This window comes from Amycolatopsis dendrobii (assembly GCF_014145675.1).
GTDB classification, from domain to species: domain Bacteria; phylum Actinomycetota; class Actinomycetes; order Mycobacteriales; family Pseudonocardiaceae; genus Amycolatopsis; species Amycolatopsis dendrobii.
In genome coordinates, this window is the sequence record NZ_JACGZW010000003.1 from 678,087 (window position 1) to 695,002 (window position 16,916).

General features: G+C 70.8%; 13 protein-coding genes. 4 read left to right on the top strand and 9 right to left on the bottom strand.

Going from position 1 to position 16,916, the window contains the following annotated elements:
• Positions 1-3 precede the first annotated feature (3 nt).
• Both H4281_RS11520 and def read left to right on the top strand, forming a co-directional pair.
• Positions 4-4,665, top strand: coding sequence for an ATP-dependent helicase (locus tag H4281_RS11520; protein ID WP_182890842.1), 4,662 nt, complete (start codon positions 4-6; stop codon positions 4,663-4,665).
• Positions 4,666-4,823: 158 nt separating this feature from the next.
• The gene (gene def, locus H4281_RS11525; protein WP_037809726.1) at positions 4,824-5,324 is read left to right on the top strand and encodes a peptide deformylase; all 501 of its coding nucleotides are present in this window, start codon (positions 4,824-4,826) and stop codon (positions 5,322-5,324) included.
• Here the strand turns inward: def and H4281_RS11530 are convergent.
• The 4 genes from H4281_RS11530 to H4281_RS45525 all read right to left on the bottom strand — a co-directional run bounded on the left by H4281_RS11530 (position 5,257) and on the right by H4281_RS45525 (position 9,671).
• Positions 5,257-6,036, bottom strand: a complete 780-nt coding sequence (locus tag H4281_RS11530) for a GNAT family N-acetyltransferase (protein ID WP_237601027.1) — start codon at positions 6,034-6,036, stop codon at positions 5,257-5,259. The genes def and H4281_RS11530 overlap by 68 nt on opposite strands.
• 1,270 nt (positions 6,037-7,306) lie before the next feature.
• Positions 7,307-8,023, bottom strand: coding sequence for a VOC family protein (locus H4281_RS11535; RefSeq protein WP_182890844.1), 717 nt, complete (start codon positions 8,021-8,023; stop codon positions 7,307-7,309).
• Positions 8,024-8,209: 186 nt separating this feature from the next.
• Positions 8,210-8,974 carry a maleylpyruvate isomerase N-terminal domain-containing protein gene (locus H4281_RS11540; protein ID WP_182890845.1) on the bottom strand — a complete coding sequence of 255 codons (765 nt, stop codon included), beginning with the start codon at positions 8,972-8,974 and terminating at the stop codon, positions 8,210-8,212.
• Entirely contained in the window at positions 8,964-9,671 is a 708-nt protein-coding gene (locus H4281_RS45525) for an SAV_6107 family HEPN domain-containing protein (protein WP_237598656.1), read from the bottom strand. Before H4281_RS45525 ends, H4281_RS11540 begins: the two co-directional genes overlap by 11 nt.
• A gap of 550 nt (positions 9,672-10,221) precedes the next feature.
• On the opposite strand from H4281_RS45525, the gene H4281_RS11550 reads away from it, so the two are divergent.
• Positions 10,222-10,746 carry a YbaK/EbsC family protein gene (locus H4281_RS11550; RefSeq protein ID WP_182890846.1) on the top strand — a complete coding sequence of 175 codons (525 nt, stop codon included), beginning with the start codon at positions 10,222-10,224 and terminating at the stop codon, positions 10,744-10,746.
• A complete protein-coding gene (locus H4281_RS11555) occupies positions 10,743-11,318 on the top strand; it encodes a GNAT family N-acetyltransferase (protein ID WP_182890847.1) in 576 nt (191 codons plus the stop codon). Before H4281_RS11550 ends, H4281_RS11555 begins: the two co-directional genes overlap by 4 nt.
• A gap of 98 nt (positions 11,319-11,416) precedes the next feature.
• Here the strand turns inward: H4281_RS11555 and H4281_RS11560 are convergent, their stop codons facing one another.
• The 5 genes from H4281_RS11560 to H4281_RS11580 form a co-directional block, all read right to left on the bottom strand.
• Entirely contained in the window at positions 11,417-12,415 is a 999-nt protein-coding gene (locus H4281_RS11560) for a DUF3558 family protein (protein ID WP_182890848.1), read from the bottom strand.
• 75 nt (positions 12,416-12,490) lie between these two features.
• Positions 12,491-13,387 carry a DMT family transporter gene (locus H4281_RS11565; RefSeq protein WP_182890849.1) on the bottom strand — a complete coding sequence of 299 codons (897 nt, stop codon included), beginning with the start codon at positions 13,385-13,387 and terminating at the stop codon, positions 12,491-12,493.
• Between the two features lie 180 nt (positions 13,388-13,567).
• Positions 13,568-14,083: a GNAT family N-acetyltransferase gene (locus tag H4281_RS11570; RefSeq protein ID WP_182890850.1), complete on the bottom strand. Its 516-nt coding sequence runs from the start codon at positions 14,081-14,083 to the stop codon at positions 13,568-13,570.
• Between the two features lie 50 nt (positions 14,084-14,133).
• Positions 14,134-15,813, bottom strand: a complete 1,680-nt coding sequence (locus tag H4281_RS11575) for a DUF885 domain-containing protein (RefSeq protein ID WP_182890851.1) — start codon at positions 15,811-15,813, stop codon at positions 14,134-14,136.
• Positions 15,814-15,953: 140 nt separating this feature from the next.
• Positions 15,954-16,841, bottom strand: a complete 888-nt coding sequence (locus H4281_RS11580; protein ID WP_182890852.1) for a methylenetetrahydrofolate reductase — start codon at positions 16,839-16,841, stop codon at positions 15,954-15,956.
• Between the last annotated feature and the right edge of the window lie 75 nt (positions 16,842-16,916).

Genomic DNA, 16,916 nt, shown 5'->3' on the forward strand with positions numbered 1-16,916 from the left:
CGCATGATGGATCCCGTGGCAAACGACGTCCTCGACCTCTTCTCCCCGGCGACCAGCACCTGGTTCGCCGGAGCCTTCGCCGCCCCGACGGCCGCGCAGGAAGGGGCCTGGCGGGCCGCACACGCCGGGCAGCACGCCCTGGTCGTGGCGCCCACCGGGTCCGGCAAGACGCTGTCCGCGTTCCTGTGGGCACTGGACCGGCTGGCGGCGGAACCGCCGCCGGCGAACCCGCGCGAGCGGTGCCGGATCCTGTACGTCTCGCCGCTGAAGGCGCTGGCGGTCGACGTGCAGCGCAACCTGCGCGCGCCGCTGGCGGGCATCTCCCAGGCCGCGCACCGGCTGGGCCTGCCCGCCCCGGAGATCGAGGTCGGCATGCGCACCGGCGACACCACGGCGGCGGAGCGCCGGTCGTTCGGGAAAACCCCGCCGGACGTGCTGGTCACCACGCCGGAGTCGCTGTTTCTCATCCTCACGTCCTCGGCGCGGGAATCGCTGAAGGGCGTCGAGACGGTCATCGTCGACGAGGTGCACGCGGTCGCGGGCGGCAAACGCGGCGCGCACCTGGCGTTGTCGCTGGAACGGCTCGACGCGCTGCTGCCCAAACCGGCCCAGCGCATCGGGCTGTCGGCCACCGTGCGCCCGATCGACGAGGTGAGCGCGTTCCTCGCCGGCGGCCGTCCGGTCACCGTCGTGCAGCCGAAGCTCGCGAAGACGATCCAGGTGCGGGTCGAGGTGCCCGTCGAGGACATGGCGAATCTCGACGGCCCGGCGCCCTCGCCGATGGAGCGGCTCGACGACCTCACGTCGCTGTCGCAGCTGCCCTCGGAAGGCGGGATCGGCACCCAGGAAGAGGTGGCAGGCGCGGCGGTGCAGCGGCCGTCGATCTGGCCCGCGGTCGAGGAACGGGTGCTGGAGCTGATCCGCGCGCACCGCTCCACCATCGTGTTCGGCAACTCGCGGCGGCTCACCGAACGGCTCACCGCGCGGCTCAACGAACTCGCGTCCGAGCAGACCGGTCTGTCCCGGAGCGACGCGTTCCCGGCCGAGGCGGTCGGGCAGTCCGGCGTCACGACGGGCGCGGAGCCGGTCATCGCGCGGGCGCACCACGGGTCGATGTCCCGCGAGCAGCGCACCCATGTCGAAGAGGAGCTCAAGTCCGGGCGGCTGCCGTGCGTGGTGGCCACGTCGTCGCTCGAACTCGGCATCGACATGGGCGCGGTGGATCTGGTCGTGCAGATCGAGGCCCCGCCCACGGTGGCGTCCGGGCTGCAGCGCGTCGGCCGGGCCGGGCACCAGGTCGGCGCGGTGTCCTCCGGCGTGATGTTCCCGAAATTTCGCGGCGATCTGGTGTCGTGCGCGGTCGTCGCGGAACGGATGGCGACCGGGGCGATCGAGGCGGTGCGGTACCCGCGCAACCCGCTCGACGTGCTGGCCCAGCACGTCGTCGCGATGGTGGCGCTCGAACCGTGGACGGTGCCGGAGCTGGCGGCGCTCGTCCGGCGGGCGGCTCCGTTCAGCTCGCTGCCGGACGACGCGCTGCACGCGGTGCTCGACATGCTCGCCGGCCGCTACCCGAGCGAGGAGTTCGGCGAACTGCGGGCACGGATCACGTGGGACCGGGTCGGCGGCGAACTTCGCGGACGGCCGGGTTCGCAGCGGCTGGCGGTCACCTCCGGCGGCACGATCCCCGACCGCGGGCTGTTCACCGTGATGACGCCGGGCGACGAGGGCAAACCCGGCTCGCGCGTGGGCGAGTTCGACGAGGAGATGGTGTACGAGTCGCGGGTCGGCGACACGATCCTGCTCGGCACCTCGTCGTGGCGGATCACCGACATCACCCATGACCGGGTGATCGTCGTGCCCGCTCCGGGCCAGCCCGCCCGGATGCCGTTCTGGAAGGGCGACGCCGCGGGACGGCCGCTGGAACTCGGCCGGGCGCTCGGCGCCTTCGTCCGCGAACTGTCCACTTCGGACACCGCAGCGGCGCGAGAACGGGCCGCCGCGGCCGGGCTCGACCAGCGCGCCTGCGACAACCTGCTGGCGTATCTGGAAGAACAGAAGTCGGCGACCCGGCACGTGCCCAACGACCGCGTCATCCTGCTCGAACGCTACCGCGACGAACTGGGCGACTGGCGGATCGTGCTGCACTCGCCGTTCGGCGCGCAGGTGAACGCGCCGTGGGCGCTCGCGATCGCCGCGCGGCTGCGGGAAAACCGCGGCGTCGACGCCCAGGTGGCGCACTCCGACGACGGCATCGTGCTGCGGCTGCCCGACGCACTCGATGCCGACGGCGGCGAGGTCGCCATCACCGCCGACGACGTCCTGCTGGATCCGGAGGAGGTCGAGCAGTTGATCGTGGCGGAGGTCGGCGGCTCGGCGGTCTTCGCGGCGCGGTTCCGGGAGTGCGCGGCACGCTCGCTGCTCCTGCCGCGCCGGGATCCGCGGCGGCGCACGCCGTTGTGGCAGCAACGGCAACGGGCGTCGCAACTGTTGTCGGTGGCGGCGAAGTACGAGCGGTTCCCGGTCGTGCTGGAGGCCCTGCGCGAGGTTCTGCAGGACGTCTACGACGTCGGTGGCCTGCGGGAGCTGATGGCCGATGTCCGGGCGCGCAAGGTGCGGCTGGTCGAGGTGGAGACGCCTGCCGCGTCGCCGTTCGCACGGAGCCTGTTGTTCGGGTACGTCGGGATGTTCCTGTACGAGACGGACGCTCCGCTGGCCGAGCGACGAGCGGCGGCGCTGGCACTGGATTCCGCGCTGCTGGCCGAATTGCTGGGCACGGAAGCGATCCGCGAGCTGCTCGACCCCGAGGCCGTGGCCGAGGTCGAACGGTCGTTGCAGCGGCTCGATACGGATCGGCACGCCCGGTCCGCGGAAGACGCGGCGGACCTGCTGCGGTTCCTCGGCGATCTGTCCGTCGCGGAAGCCGCGGAACGCGGGATTCAGCAGGGATGGCTGGAAGAGCTCGCCTCGGCACGGCGCGCGATCCAGGTGCGGATCGGCGGCGAGGAGCGGTATCTGGCCATCGAGGACGCCGGGCGGGTGCGGGACGCGCTGGGCGTCGCCCTTCCGGTCGGCGTGCCCGAGGCGTTCACCGAGCCGGTCGCGGATCCGCTGGGCGACCTGCTCGGCCGCTACGCGCGCACCCGCGGTCCGTTCTCCGCGACAGCGGCGGCGGATCGGTTCGGGCTGGGCTCAGCGGTCGTCACCGGCGTACTCGACCGGCTCACCGGTGAAGGCAGGCTGGTCCGCGGCGAGCTGAGCCCGGTCGGGCATCCGGAAACCCATGGCGTGGGCGTCGAATACTGTGACGCGGCCGTACTGCGGCGGTTGCGGCGCGCGTCGCTCGCTCGGCTGCGGGCAGAAGTCGAGCCCGTGGAACCGGCGGCGTTGGGCCGGTTCTTGCCCTCGTGGCACGGAATCGGCGCACGGCTGCGGTCCGCGCCGACGGCCGACGACGTGCTGTCGGTGGTCGAACAGCTTGCCGGTGCGCCGTTGCCGGCGAGTGCGGTGGAGTCGCTGATCCTGCCGAGCCGGTTGCCGGGCTACTCCCCCGCGCTGCTCGACGAACTCACCACCGCGGGCGAGGTCACCTGGGCAGGCTGCGGTTCGCTCTCCGGCGGGGACGGCTGGCTGGCGCTGGCTCCGTCCGACGTCGCGGATCTGCTGCTGCCCGAGGTCGAGGAGAATCCGCCGGCCAGTCCGCTGCACGACGCGATCGTGACGGCGCTGGAAGGCGGAGCGTTGTTCTTCCGCCAGCTCGTCGACCGGGTCACGCCGGGTCTGGAGCAACCGCCGGACGACGGCGCCGTGGTGGCCGCGCTGTGGGATCTGGTGTGGGCCGGACTGGTCACCGGCGACACGCTCGCGCCGCTGCGCGCGCAGGTCGCGGGACACGGCGCACACAAACCGCGGCGGCAAGCGCCACGCGGCCGATACGCCCGCATGCGCGCCGGCCGTCCGGCGATGCCGTCGCGCACCGGGCCGCCGACCGCGGCCGGCCGTTGGGCGCTGACCCCGCCTCGCGAGGCCGACCCGACGCGCCGCGCACATGCCCGCACCGAGGCATTCCTGGAACGGCACGGGGTCCTCACCCGAGGAGCGCTCGACACCGAACGGGTCACTGGCGGGTTTTCCGGGATCTACAAAGTGTTGCGCGGCATGGAAGACACTGGACAGGTCATCCGCGGCTATGTCGTCGAAGGTCTCGGTGCCGCACAGTTCGCTGCGAAGGGCGCGGTCGACCGGCTGCGTGCCCTCTCCAGCACCGCGCCTGCATCAACGGCCCGAAACGACAACGCGCGTGCCGTCGTGCTCGCCGCCGCGGATCCAGCACAGCCGTACGGAGCGGCGCTGTCCTGGCCCGCCGCGACAGGCGACACGAAACACCGCCCAGCGCGCAAAGCCGGAGCGCTGGCGGTGCTGGTCGACGGAATCCCAGCCCTGTACGTCGAACGCGGCGGCCGCTCGTTGCTGAGCTTCACCGAGGAACGCAGTGCGCTGCAAGCCGCCGCGGCCGCGTTGTCGACCGCGGTCCGAGAAGGCTGGCTGGGCCAGTTGGCCGTTCAGCGCGCGGACGGAGAACACGCGCTGACCTCGGAACTGGCCGAGATCCTGCAAGAAGCGGGCTTCCGCGCGACTCCGAAGGGACTCCGGTTGAGAGCTTGACACTGCCGGGGCGGCGGCTCGGCCGAGCCGCGAACGCGAGCGCGTCCGGTCGGCTCTGCCGTGCGGCCAAGCGGGGTGCTCGGTGGACCCGCGCAAGGGAAGCAGGTGGTGTCACTAGACTTCTCGTGGCCCCTCGGTGGACAAAAGGACGTTCGATCATGGCGATGCGCGAGTTGCGCTACTTCGGTGACCCGGTGCTCAAGTCCGTGTGCGACCCGGTGACCACGTTCGACAGCAAGATCGAGGCGCTGGTGAAAGACCTCCTCGACAGCGTGCAGCCGGAGGGCCGGGCGGGGCTCGCCGCGCCGCAGATCGGGGTCGGGCTGCGGGTGTTCAGCTACGACGTCGGCGGGCTGACCGGGTACGTCATCAACCCGGAGATCGCCCACCTTTCCGAGGAAACGCACGAAATCGGCGAAGGCTGCCTGTCCGTGCCGGAACTGTGGTTCCCGACGGTCCGCGCGAAGCACGCCGTGGTGCGCGGCGTCGACCTGCGCAACGAGCCGATCGAGGTCGAGGGCGTCGACGTGCTGGCCCAGTGCCTCCAGCACGAAACCGACCACCTCGACGGCAAGCTCTACCTCGACCGGCTCACTCCCGACCGGAAGAAGCAGGCGCTGCGCGAGGCGCGGGGCAAAGACTGGTTCTGGAACCGCTGACCGCCCGCGGCGTCCGGGCGGCGGCGAGCCGGAGCACCGTGCCGTCGTCCGAGCCGGTTTCGACCCGCAGCCCGGCGCGAACAGCGGTCCGGGCCATGGCGTCGTTGCCCGGAAGGCGGACCGCAATCAATTCCGTGGTCCCGCCGGCCTCGGCGAGGGCGACCAGCCGAGCGAGCAACGCCGTGCCGATTCCCTGGCGCTGCCAAGCATCCTCGACGAGAAGCGATACCTCGGCCGTGCCGTCTCGCTGGGAAATCAACTGCCCGAACCCGATCACGTCCCGGCCGCACACCGCGAGCAGGCTGGTTCCGCGCGGCGGCATGAGCAAGCGGTGCAGCCATTTCCGGGGTACCGTGCGCAGCCCCGTGTGGTAGCGGTTGAACAACGTCTTCGCCGAACAGCGAAGATGCACCGCGCCGATCGCGTCCGTGTCCCGCGGGGTACCGACCCGCAAAATGACCGCCGCCCCGTCTGGACGGTCGAGCACGACCGGACCGGCCAAGTTCTGCTCCGCCGCTGCCAGCAGTTCCAGGAAGGCCGAGGCCTGGGCAAGTTCGGGTTCGGCGAACGCCACCCATCGCCGCCGAGCGACGAACGCCTGCCCGTCTCCGAAGGGGAAAACCGCCCGGTGCCCGCCTTCGGTACGCCCCGGGTTGGCCTCGCTTGCCGGGACGAGCGTCACGAGATCCGCGGACAGGACCACCCGCAACATCGGAGCGCGGCAATCCGGATCAACAATCGCCCGCCGCGCGGCGACGAGTGCTGTGGCGGCTGAGTCGCGAAGTCCGCGAACGGTGGTTTCGGCAACTGCCTCTCGCATGACGGCATCAGCTGTTGCCTGCGCCTTCCCGCCGTCAGGTTCGGCGGCCGTCTCGCCCTCGGCGGTGCGGGAAGTTGTTGCCGGAGTGGGCAATTCCCGAATGTCAGTCCCGATGCACCACTCGCCCGCGACTGGAAGCGAAGTAGTCGCCGAAGCACGGCCTGCCTCGGCATCGAGTCCGTAAGCGGCATCCCAGCCAGAGGCGGTCGCTGCTGAAGGGGCACGGAGTTCGTGCACGGAAGCCTCGGCGGACGTCTCCCCGCTGGTGAGGGACGCAGTGGTCCGCGAAGACTCGCGAGGTCCGGTATCAACGACTGCCGCAGAGTCGACCGGCCGCGAAGTGTCCTCGGCGCTCGTCTCCTTGCCGGTGAAGGGCGCTGGAGCACTGCGTCGTCCGGGATTCGCTCCAGGGGTTGCCTCCCGACCAGCAGTTGCTGGGACGTCGAGCGGCCCCGAAGACGGCTCAGCGAGGGACGCCGATGCGTCGCGTCGTCCGGCATCGGCACCAGAAGTTGTCTCCGCGTCAGCAACTGCTGGGGCGTCGAGCGGCGAGGTGGGTTCGGTGCGTGTCGCCGGGTCGGGGATTTTTCGGATATCCGCGGTCGTCGACCGGGCAGGGGCGGGTGTTTCCGGGATGGGGGTGAGCAGTTCTCGGGCGGCGTCGGCGATCGATTCTTCGGTGGCGAGTGTGGTGGCAACTGGGGCGGGGATGGTGGTTTCGGTCATCCCCAGGCAGTCGCCGCCTTCGTCGCGGAGGGCGTCTATCAGGAGGTGCTGGGGCAAGCCTGCTGCTGGGCGCAGTACGAATTCGTCCAGGACGCCGCCTGGGGCTGGGTATCTGGTCAGGCCGAGGATGCTGCATTCGAGGTCGGCCAGTCGGATGGCGAAGCGGGCCAGCGTGCCGGGGTGGTCGTCGGAGCGGACGCGTACCCGCCAGGCTTGGGTCGGCGGGAGGTTTTCGTTGGAGTGACGTGGGTTTCGCTCGGGGCGAGGCAGGTGTGCCGGTTCGTCGGGGGTGGCGTTCGCGAGGAGGCTGCGGGGTGTCGAAGGCATGTCCATGGACGTACCGTCGCCGACGCACGTAACCAGGGGTGTCCTGTGGTGTTTCGGGTGTGTCAGAGGGTGGTCGGAAATGTGTGATCTGCGGGAAACAGCGGTGGGGTCAGTTTGAGAGCAGGAGACCGAATTCGTTGTCTTCAGGGTCGGTGAAGTGGGCCTGAGAGGCGTTGGGCTGATGGGTACCGACTGGGTGAGCACCGGCGGCTTGGATGCGGGCGGCTTCGGCGGGGTGGTCGCCGGACAGGTCTAGGCAGAGGCGGTTTTTGCCGTGTTTCGGGGTGTTCACGCGCAGGAATTCGAGGGTGGGGCCGCGGCCGGCGGGGTTGCGCAGGGTGGTGATGGCGGGTTCTTCGGCGGTGATCGGCCATGCGGTGAGCGGGGACCAGAAGCGGGCTAGGCGTGCGGGGTCCTGTGCGTCGATGACGATCGCCGCTACGGCACCGGAATTGGCGTATTCCGCGCGGGGTTCCAGCACACAGAACTCGTTGTCTTCGGGGTCGGCCAGAACGATCCACGGGACGTGGTGCTGGCCGATGTCGATGGGGCGTGCGCCCAGGGAAACCGCTCGGGCTACCGTTTCGCGCTGGTTTTCGCCGGAGGTGCTGGAGAGGTCCAAGTGGAGCCGGTTTTTGGCGGTCTTCGGGCGGGAGGTCGCGGCGAAGAGCAGGGTGAGATCGCAGCCGTCGTCGGGTGCGGGTTGGACGGTGGCCTCGTCCGGGGATTCCGTGGTGAGCTGCCAGCCTAGGAGGCCGGACCAGAAGCGGGCCAGGCGTGCTGGCTGTTCGGCGGCGATGACCAGGTTGGCCAGACGTGGTGCCATGTCGCCACGGTAGCGGGCAGGGCCGACGAAAACGGCGGGTCGCGGCGGCGCAGCGGGTGCGGGATCGGGTGAAAGAACTGTGCCGGCAAGCGCGGGGGTATCACGCTTGCCGGCACAGCCGGATCGCCACGGTGGTCTGGAAACAGCGCAGAACCGGGAAGCTTCCCCGCTTTCGGTTCTCGAACGCTATCTGGTCGCCAGTCGCAGCAGGGCCCAGGCTTGGGCGGACAGCTCGTGGTCTCCGTCGGTGTGGACCATGGTCACCGGGACTCTTCCCCAGAGCCAGAGGTACACGTTCGCGGGCGAGCCGGTGACGATCGCGTCCGCGGCGTCGGCTTCTCGGGAAGAGCAGCGCCAGGCCTCTGTCTCGCCGGGGCCTGCTCTCGCGATCCAGCTGTGGCCGCCGGTGTGGAAACCCACTGTGCCGTTTCGGGTTCCCGAGACGCCCATGGTGGTGAGTTTGTGTCCGAAGTAGAGGGTGAGGGCCTCGTCGACGCCGTCGGCGGCCAGGTCGTCGGGCACTGTCGAGTCGCCGGTTCCGGCTGCGTTTTCGGCGTCCACTCGGTGCACGAGGGTTTCGTGGAGCATGCGGCGACGCCAGAAACCGTGGGTCGGATCGGCGGACCACCAGGTGGCGGCTCGGGTGGCCGGGTCGTGGTCGGCCAGTGCGGCTTCGAGTTCGGTGCGGGCCGCGGAGTAGAAGTCCGCCACTGGCTGGCCGGGCAGGGGCTCGCGCCACGGTTCTGGCCGGCGGCCTTCGCGGATCCAGCCGAGTACCTGCCAGTAGACGGAGCCGACGTGTTTGAGCAGCTCGTTCAACGTCCAGCCGGGGGCGGTGGGCACCGGCGAATCGGGTGACGCCGAGTGCGCCACCTCCCCCAGCAGGTGCGCCTCCACGGAGAACGCCTCGAGCAGCCGGCCGTGGTCGACCGTGCCGAGTTCACGCGACATGGGCTTCCCCGGTCATCGGCAGGCCGTGCACGACCCGGCGGACGAGTTCGAGGAACTGGGCGGTCGCCTCAAGCAGGCCCGTGGCGAGTTCGGCGGTGACGCGACCGCTGATGCCCGCTTCGGCGGCGGCCCGGGTTTCGGAGTGGTCGGCGAAGAACGCCGACCACTCGCGCAGTTCGGGGGCGACGGCGTCGAGCAGCACCCAGCCGCTGGCCGGACGGCCCCTGCCCCGGCGCGGACGGCCCCGGACGGCGAGCACCGCACCGGCGCCGCGCAGGGCGGCGAGGTAGGCGCCGATGAAGCGTTCGGCTGGGTCGCGTTCGTTTTCCGCGTGGTCGAGTCCGCGGTTGGCCTGGGCGAGGAGGGCGACTGCCTCGGGAGGGGCCGGCGGGCGCAGGGACAGCGGAAGCTGCGGCTGGCCCTTGGCGCCGGAGCGGCGGGCGGACGGTTCGGCAGAGGGCCGGACCGCTGCCCGGGTGCGGTGGACGACCTGCCTCGGGGGCGGACCGCTGGGCACGGGGGCTTCGGGGACGTGGTGCACGGTTGGCTTGGGGGTTGGGGCGCGTTCGGGCTGGGGAGCCGCGGCCGGGGTGTTCTCCGACGCGAAGGGCAGCGCGGGGTTGGTCGCCGGAGCGGCAGGGTTGACTGCCGAAGCGGAGGGCACCGGCTCGGGCGAGGAACCGAGGCCGGATTCCACGGCAGGAGACTGAGCAGAGTCAGCCGCCGAGCCGCTTCCCGGCGCGGGCGACAGGCTTGGGCCAGATTCCGCAGCACCGGACTGGGCGGAGCCGGCGGCAGAACCGCTCTCCGACGCGAGCCAAAGATCGAGCCCGGGCTGAGCGGAGCCAGCCGCCGAAGCAGGCGACGGAACCGACGCGGCAGAACCAGCACCCGGCGCCTGAGCAGCGCCGCCAGCAGCAGAAGCACCAGCAGCACCCGGCCGTTCCACCGGTGCGCCGAACGTCAGCTGTTCGCCCACCGCACCAGGTCGGGGTGCCTCGGCGGCACTGTCCGCGGGGGACACGACCGAGACGGACATGGCGACCCTCCTCCTGCTCGGGTGGGCCCGGCCGGGGGCCCGAGGTGCTTCCCCCACCCCGGGACCGGCCGGTGCGCTCCCACCGGGTATCGAACGTCTGTTCGATCTGTTTCCAGAGTAGCCGCGCCGGGCAATCCGCTCAACCCCGCTGGTGGAATCCGGGCACGTGGTGCGGGACACGGCTGCACCGGCGTGGTCTCATAACGGAGTGAGCACCCACGACCATCCCGCTGTCGCCAAGGTCACCGCCGCGCTGGGCGAGGCCGGGCTGCACGCCGCCGCTGACGGAGTGCGGGTGCTGCCCGCTGAAGCGCGCACCGCCGCGCAGGCCGCGGAGGCGCTCGGCGTGCCGGTCGGCGCTATCGCGAACAGTCTGGTTTTCCGCGCCCGCAGGAATGACGGGGCGGAGGTCGCGTTGCTCGCCCTTACTTCGGGGGCGCATCGGGCCGAGGAGTTCCGGCTGGCGGAACTCGCCGGGGTCGCGGAAGTCGGCAAGGCGGACGCGGCGTTCGTCCGGGAGCACACTGGGCAGCCGATCGGGGGTGTCGCGCCGATCGGGCATCCGGAGCGGCTCGTGACGCTCGTGGACACGGCGTTGCGCGGGTACGCCGAGGTGTGGGCCGCGGCGGGGCATCCGAAATCGGTCTTCCCGACGACGTTCGACGCGCTCGTCACGCTCACCGGGGGCACCCCGGGCGATCTCGCGGGCGAAGGGGAGGATGGTCGACTGTGACCGCGATGTCCTCCTCCGGGTGCTCCCGGTACGTGCAGCTCTCCGCCGACGAGTTCCGGTCCCGGCTGCCGGAAGCGCTGGCGATCTACGTGAACGCCATGCGCTACCCCGAGGGCACGGCCGAGCAGCGCGCGCCGATGTGGCTCACGCACGCGCTGCGCGAGGGTTGGCGCTGCATAGCCGCCCTCGACGACAACGGTGTCCTGCTCGGCATCGCGTACGGCTACAAGGGCCGCGCCGGGCAGTGGTGGCACGAGCAGGTCCGGCACGGCCTGACCCGCCGTTCCGGGACCGAGGAAGCCGAGCGCTGGCTGGCGGACTACTTCGAGCTCACCGAGATCCACGTGCGCCCGGAGAACCAGGGCAAGCAGATCGGCGAGGACCTGCTGCGCAGGCTGCTCGACGGCGTGCCCAGCGCGAACGTGCTGCTCTCCACTCCGGAGGGGACCAGCCGGGCGTGGAAGCTGTACCGGCGCATGGGGTTCGTCGACGTTCTGCGCGACTACCAGTTCACCGGCGATCCGCGGCCGTTCGCGATTTTGGGGCGGGCGCTGCCGCTCGAAGCGCGGTAGGACCGCCGCGCGCCCGGTTTCGGACCGGGCGCGCGGCGCGCTCGCCTACCGCATAACACGGCCCCCAGAAGGCCCGCGCACCGGCAAATCGCGGGCGATCAGGCGCGGCCGAGCGACGGCGCCACTGTCTTGGCCACGGCGACCGCCTTCGTACAGGCGGTGCCGGTGTCGAGTCCGCTGGCGGGCTCGCCGCTGAACTGCACGGAGACGATCTCGCCGTACCCGTGCGCCTCGTCGTCCTTCGGGGTTTCGATCTTGCGCCAGGTCGCGTCGCAGCTGACTACGCTGCTGTCTTCGTCCTTCTTCTGGATGGCCGTGACGCCGCTGCCGAGGTCGGCGGGCTGGCCGTCTTCGGCGTCGGCGGGCAGGCCTTGGTACAGGTGCACCGAAACCTGCGGGTAGTGGGTGTCGTCGCCGGACCAGAAGTCGCATTCGTGCAGGCTCTTGGGCTCCACAAAGGACTTCTGCCCCAGCGCGGTCTCCACGGCCTGCTTGCCGGCGACGGCACACGGGTCGGTCGTCAGCACGGAACCGGGCATCTGCTGGTACTGCGGCGGAGTGCTGTGCAGGGCCTGCACGACCTTGGCCAGCGCCGCGCGGCCGAGCGCGCACGCGTCGCCGCCCGGAGCCTTGGCCTGGAAGGTGATCCCCAGAGACTGCTCGAACGACGTCACGACAGAGACCCAGCACGACCCTGGCTTGTCGTTGTCGACGACCAGCGGAAGGCCTTCGAGCTTCTCGGCCGGGTCCTTCGACATGATCAGCTGGTCGCCGACGCGCAGCACCAGTTCGACGGTCTTGCCGCCGGAGTCCTTGACGTTGACGCTGCACTCGCCCCATTCGGAGGACGAAAGGCTCGACTGGTCCGGAGTGCCGAGGGCGCCGAGAGTCTTGGCGTCCAGCAGCGCGCACGGATCCACTGTTCGCAGGGCCGCCGCCTGGACGGCGGGGTCGGTGATCGGGGGTTTCGCTTCGGAGGCGGGAGAACCCGCGGCGGCGGTACCCGCGGTCGAGCCGCCACAGCCCGCGAGGGCGGCGAGCAGAGTCGCCCCCGCTGCCAGCGCCGCTGCCCGGAATATTCGGTTTTCGGTGATCATGCGCGGCACCGTAGCGGAATCTGCCACCGGTTCGTGGCGAAATCTCCAAGAATGCGGACAGTCCGTGAATGATGCTCACCGGGGCTCAGGTCGCCAGTAGCCGACCGCGAGTGCCGCGACGAGCAGCACCGCGCCGCCCCACGCGAACGTGCTCAGGCGCTCGTGCAGGAAAACTACCGAAAGCACCGTCCCGGTAAGCGGTTCCAGCAGCGCGGACAGTGCGCCCAGCACCGGGTGGGCACCGCCGAGACCGCGGAAGTACGCGGCGTACGCGACGGCTGTCGGGACAACGCCGAAGTACACCGCCAACAGCAGTACGTCGGCGTTGGCGGGCAGGCTCATGCCGAGCCAGAGTGCGGCGGGTGTCAGCAGCAAACCGCCGGTCAGGCAGCCGAATGCGGTGGTAGCCAACGGTTCTAGGCCATTGACGGGCTCCGCTGTGACGAGCGTGAGCACGGCGAAACCGGTCGCCGCGAGCAGCGCGAAGCCTAGGCCGCCGACAAGCCGAGCGGGTGACGTCGCGGTCTCCGGCGACCAGCGCAACAGCACGAGCCCCGCGACGGAGCCGCCGACGGACACCAGCGTCCACAGCTGGGGCGCGCGGCGGCGCTGCACCGCGGAGACCATCGTGAGCACAACGGGTGCGGCGCCGATCGTGGTCATGGTCGCGACGCTGACCGAACTGAGCGCGACGGCAGCGAAGTAGCTGGCTTGGAAAAGCGCGAAGAGGGCGCCGACGAGAAGGAGACGGCGCCAGGTTTCCTTGGCGGGAAGGCGAAGTCCGCCGGTGAGAGCGACGTACGCCGCGCTCGCGGCGCCGCCGATCAGCAGGCGGTAGGTGGCGACGGCGAGCGGGTGCAGGCCGGCTTGCTGGGCGAGAAGCGAGCCGGACAGGCCGCCGGTTCCCCAGAGCACGCCGGCGAGGACTAGGGCGGCCGACGAGCGGGCGCGCGAAGGTACGGCAACAGACATTCGGAAGTGGGCTCCTGCGTCGAAGGAATCGGAAATCGACGACGCGGGACAGCGTGTGCCGGCCGGTTCAGGACGTCATCCGGTGGCCGCGGGCCCGGTTCGGGCGCACGCGGCGAAAACTGCCCCGCTCAGGAGGCTGGTGGTGGGATGACGACGAGAAGCCACTGCACGGGCGGGAGCTTAACCAGAGGCCGGGGAGACGATCAACGGGTTTGCGGCCCAGCGGATCTCGCCGTCCTGCCATTCGCCGGTAGCGGAGAGCCCGATCGCGGCGGCGACGGCGGCGGAGGCCCGGTTTTCCGGGTGGATGTGGGCGATGATCTCGTCCACCGGTCGCTGGTCGAGCCACGCGACAAGTCCGCGCGCGGCTTCGGTGGCGATGCCCCGGCCCTGCCACGGAGTTCCCACCACCCAGGCGATTTCGGCGACAGCGCGGCTGACCGTCGCCTGAACAGTGCCCACAAGGCCGGAATCGCGCAGCCGGATCACCCAGTTCAGCCAGGACACCGCCGGATCGGGCGAGCCCGCGGTCATCCGCTGATAACGCGCGCGGAGAGCCGCCGCCGAGTCGGGAGCACCGCCGATGTACGTGTGCAGGGCCGGATCCGACAGCACCGACGCCATCTCCTCGGCGTGCGAGACGGACAGCGGCAGCAGGTCCAACCGGGTGGTTTCGATGAGCTGAGCGGTAAACATGCGCGGAAGACCCCCGGGCCGGTGCGGAACACCGGCCCGGGAAAGCAGTCTCAGTCCAGTTGCGCCAGCTGCTCGCGCAGGGTGTCCAGCCCCATGCCGCCCATCTGCAGGGCCTTCGTGTGGAACTGCTTGATGTCGAACGCCGGCCCCTGCCGCGCACGGGCCTCGTCGCGCGCGGCCAGCCAGAGGCGTTCGCCCAGCTTGTACGCGGGGGCCTGGCCCGGCCAGCCGAGGTAGCGGTCGATCTCGTCGTGGATGTGGGCGTGGTCGGTGATCGTGCGGGTCAGCATGAACTCCAGGCCCAGATCCGGCGTCCAGCGCTCGCCCTCGTGGAATCCGGTGCCCGCCGGGATTTCCAGTTCCAGGTGCATGCCGAGGTCGACCACGACGCGGGCGGCGCGGAAGAGCTGCTCGGACAGCATGCCGAGCAGGTTGCCGTCGTCCGACAGGTAGCCCAGCTCCTCCATGAGGCGTTCCGCGTACAGCGCCCAGCCTTCGCCGTGCGCCGAGATGAACGTCATCAGCCGCTGGTACTTCGTGAGGGTCTCGGCCTGGTTGACCGCGGTCGCGATCTGCAAGTGGTGGCCCGGGACGCCCTCGTGGTAGACCGTCGAAACCTCGCGCCAGGTCGTGAAATCGTTGCGGTCCGCGGGAAGCGACCACCACATCCGGCCGGGACGGCTGAAGTCCTCGCTCGGCCCGGTGTAGTACGCGCCGACGCCGCCGCCGGGCGGGGCGATCTTGCACTCCAGCGCCATCAGCCGGTCCGGGATGTCGAAGTGCTTGCCGCGCAACGACTTCAGCGCGTCGTCGGACAGCTGCTGCATCCACGCCTCGAACTGCGGGCGGCCCTGGATGCGGTAGCGCGGGTCGGCGTCGAGCACCGCCGCGGCTTCCGCCGGCGTCGAACCGGGCTTGATGCGGTTCGCGACCGCGCGCATTTCCGTTTCGAGGCGGGAGAATTCGTGCCAGCCCCACTCGTACGCCTCGCGCAGGTCCAGCTCCGCGCCGATGAAGTAGCGCGACCACAGCCGGTAGGTGTCCTCGCCGACGGCGTCCTTCACCGGGGCCTTCGGGGCCAGTTCGGCGCGCAGGAATCCGGCGAATTCCGCGAACGCCTCGTCCGCGGCTCGCGCGCCCGAGGCCAGGTCGGACTTCAGGGAGTCCACGCCCGCGTCGGCGACCATGCCGGCGAAGAAGCCAGGTCCGTCCTTGAGTCCGGCCCACGTTTCGCACTGCTCGGCGACCTTCGAGACCTGCCGCAGGGCGGAAACCCGCCCCTTGTCGGCCGAGGCCAGCAGCGACGCGCGGACCCCGGCCAGCGCCTCGGGCACCTTCGGCAGCCGGGCCGCGACGTTCGCCCAGTCGTCCGGGGTGTCGGTCGGCATGAGGTCGAAGACCATCCGCAGGCCCTGCACCGGGCTCTCGATCACGTTGAGCGAGGCCGCGTCGAGACCCGCGTCGTGGATCTCCAGCTCGAGACCGATCCGCTCGGTGAACACGGCCTTCGCGACCCGCTCCCCCGCGTCCGCCGGTTCCGCGGCGGTCACCGCGGCCAGCGCGCGCCGCGCCAGGTCCGCGCGGGCGTCGTGGCCCGCGGGCGAATAGTCGGTCAGCTGGTCGTCGTAGCCCGCGACGCCGAGCATGGTGGCCGCGACCGGGTCCACGGCCACGTAATCGTCGACGTACCGGTCGCAGATCTCCGGAACGCTCTGTTCGGTGGAAGCCATGTCCGGCACGCTACCGGCCGGACCTGGCCGCGGCCCACAGAGTACTGTGCCGATCGTTGCTAATCCGACCACAGCCACGGCCTAATGGCTTCGCAGCAACGGTTACGTGCGGGGTGGGGGTCGGCCTGCTTTTGGTCGGATTAGTAAGTGCGGGCGGGCACCAGCCCGAGCCGGGTGACCACCTCGCGCGTCGCCTTGGACCGGTTGAAGGTGTAGAAGTGCAGGTCGGGCACGCCTTCGGCGATCAGTTTCTCGCACAGTTCGGTGACCCAGTCGATCCCCGCCGCGCGGAACGCCTTGGGGTCGTCGGAGAACGGTTCGAGCCGGTCCAGCAGCCGCTGCGACGCGGGAGCGCCGGAGAGCTTGATCGTGGTGTGCAGCGTGCGCAGAGTGGTCAGCGGCATGATGCCGGGCAGCACGAGCGCGTCGCAGCCCGCGGCGGCGACCCGGTCGCGCAGCCGCAGGAAGTCCTCCGCCTCGAAAAACAGCTGCGCGATCGCGAAATCGGCTCCCGCGCGGAATTTGCGGACCAGGTGCTTCGTGTCCGATTCCAGGTCCGCCGAACGCGGGTGGCCGTACGGGAAGGCCGAGACGCCGACGCAGAAGTCGCCGAGCGAGCGGACCAGTCCGACCAGTTCCTCGGCGTAGGTGAGGCCCTCGGGATGCGGAACCCAGTCGCCGTAGACGTCGCCGGGCGGGTCGCCGCGCAGCGCGAGGATGTTGCGCACGCCGACCGCCGCGTACCAGCCGATCACGTTCCGCAGTTCGGCCACCGAATGGTCGACCGCCGTCAGGTGGGCCATCGGGCAGAGCGTGGTTTCGGTGGCGACGCGGGCGATGCTGCGGATGGTGCCGTCGCGGCTCGAACCGCCCGCGCCGTAGGTGATCGACATGTACGCCGGGTCCAGCGGTTCCAGCTCGCGGATGGCCTTCCACAGGACGGCCTCGTCGGCCTCGTCGCGGGGCGGGAAGAACTCGACGGAGAACGCGGGCCCGTCCCCCCGCAGCCTTTCGATCACCGACGTCATGGAGTGAAATGGTAGTGGCTCGCCGCGACGCGCGGCAGAGCTGACGGGTGGGCTTGGCCACGCGCGTACCGTCAG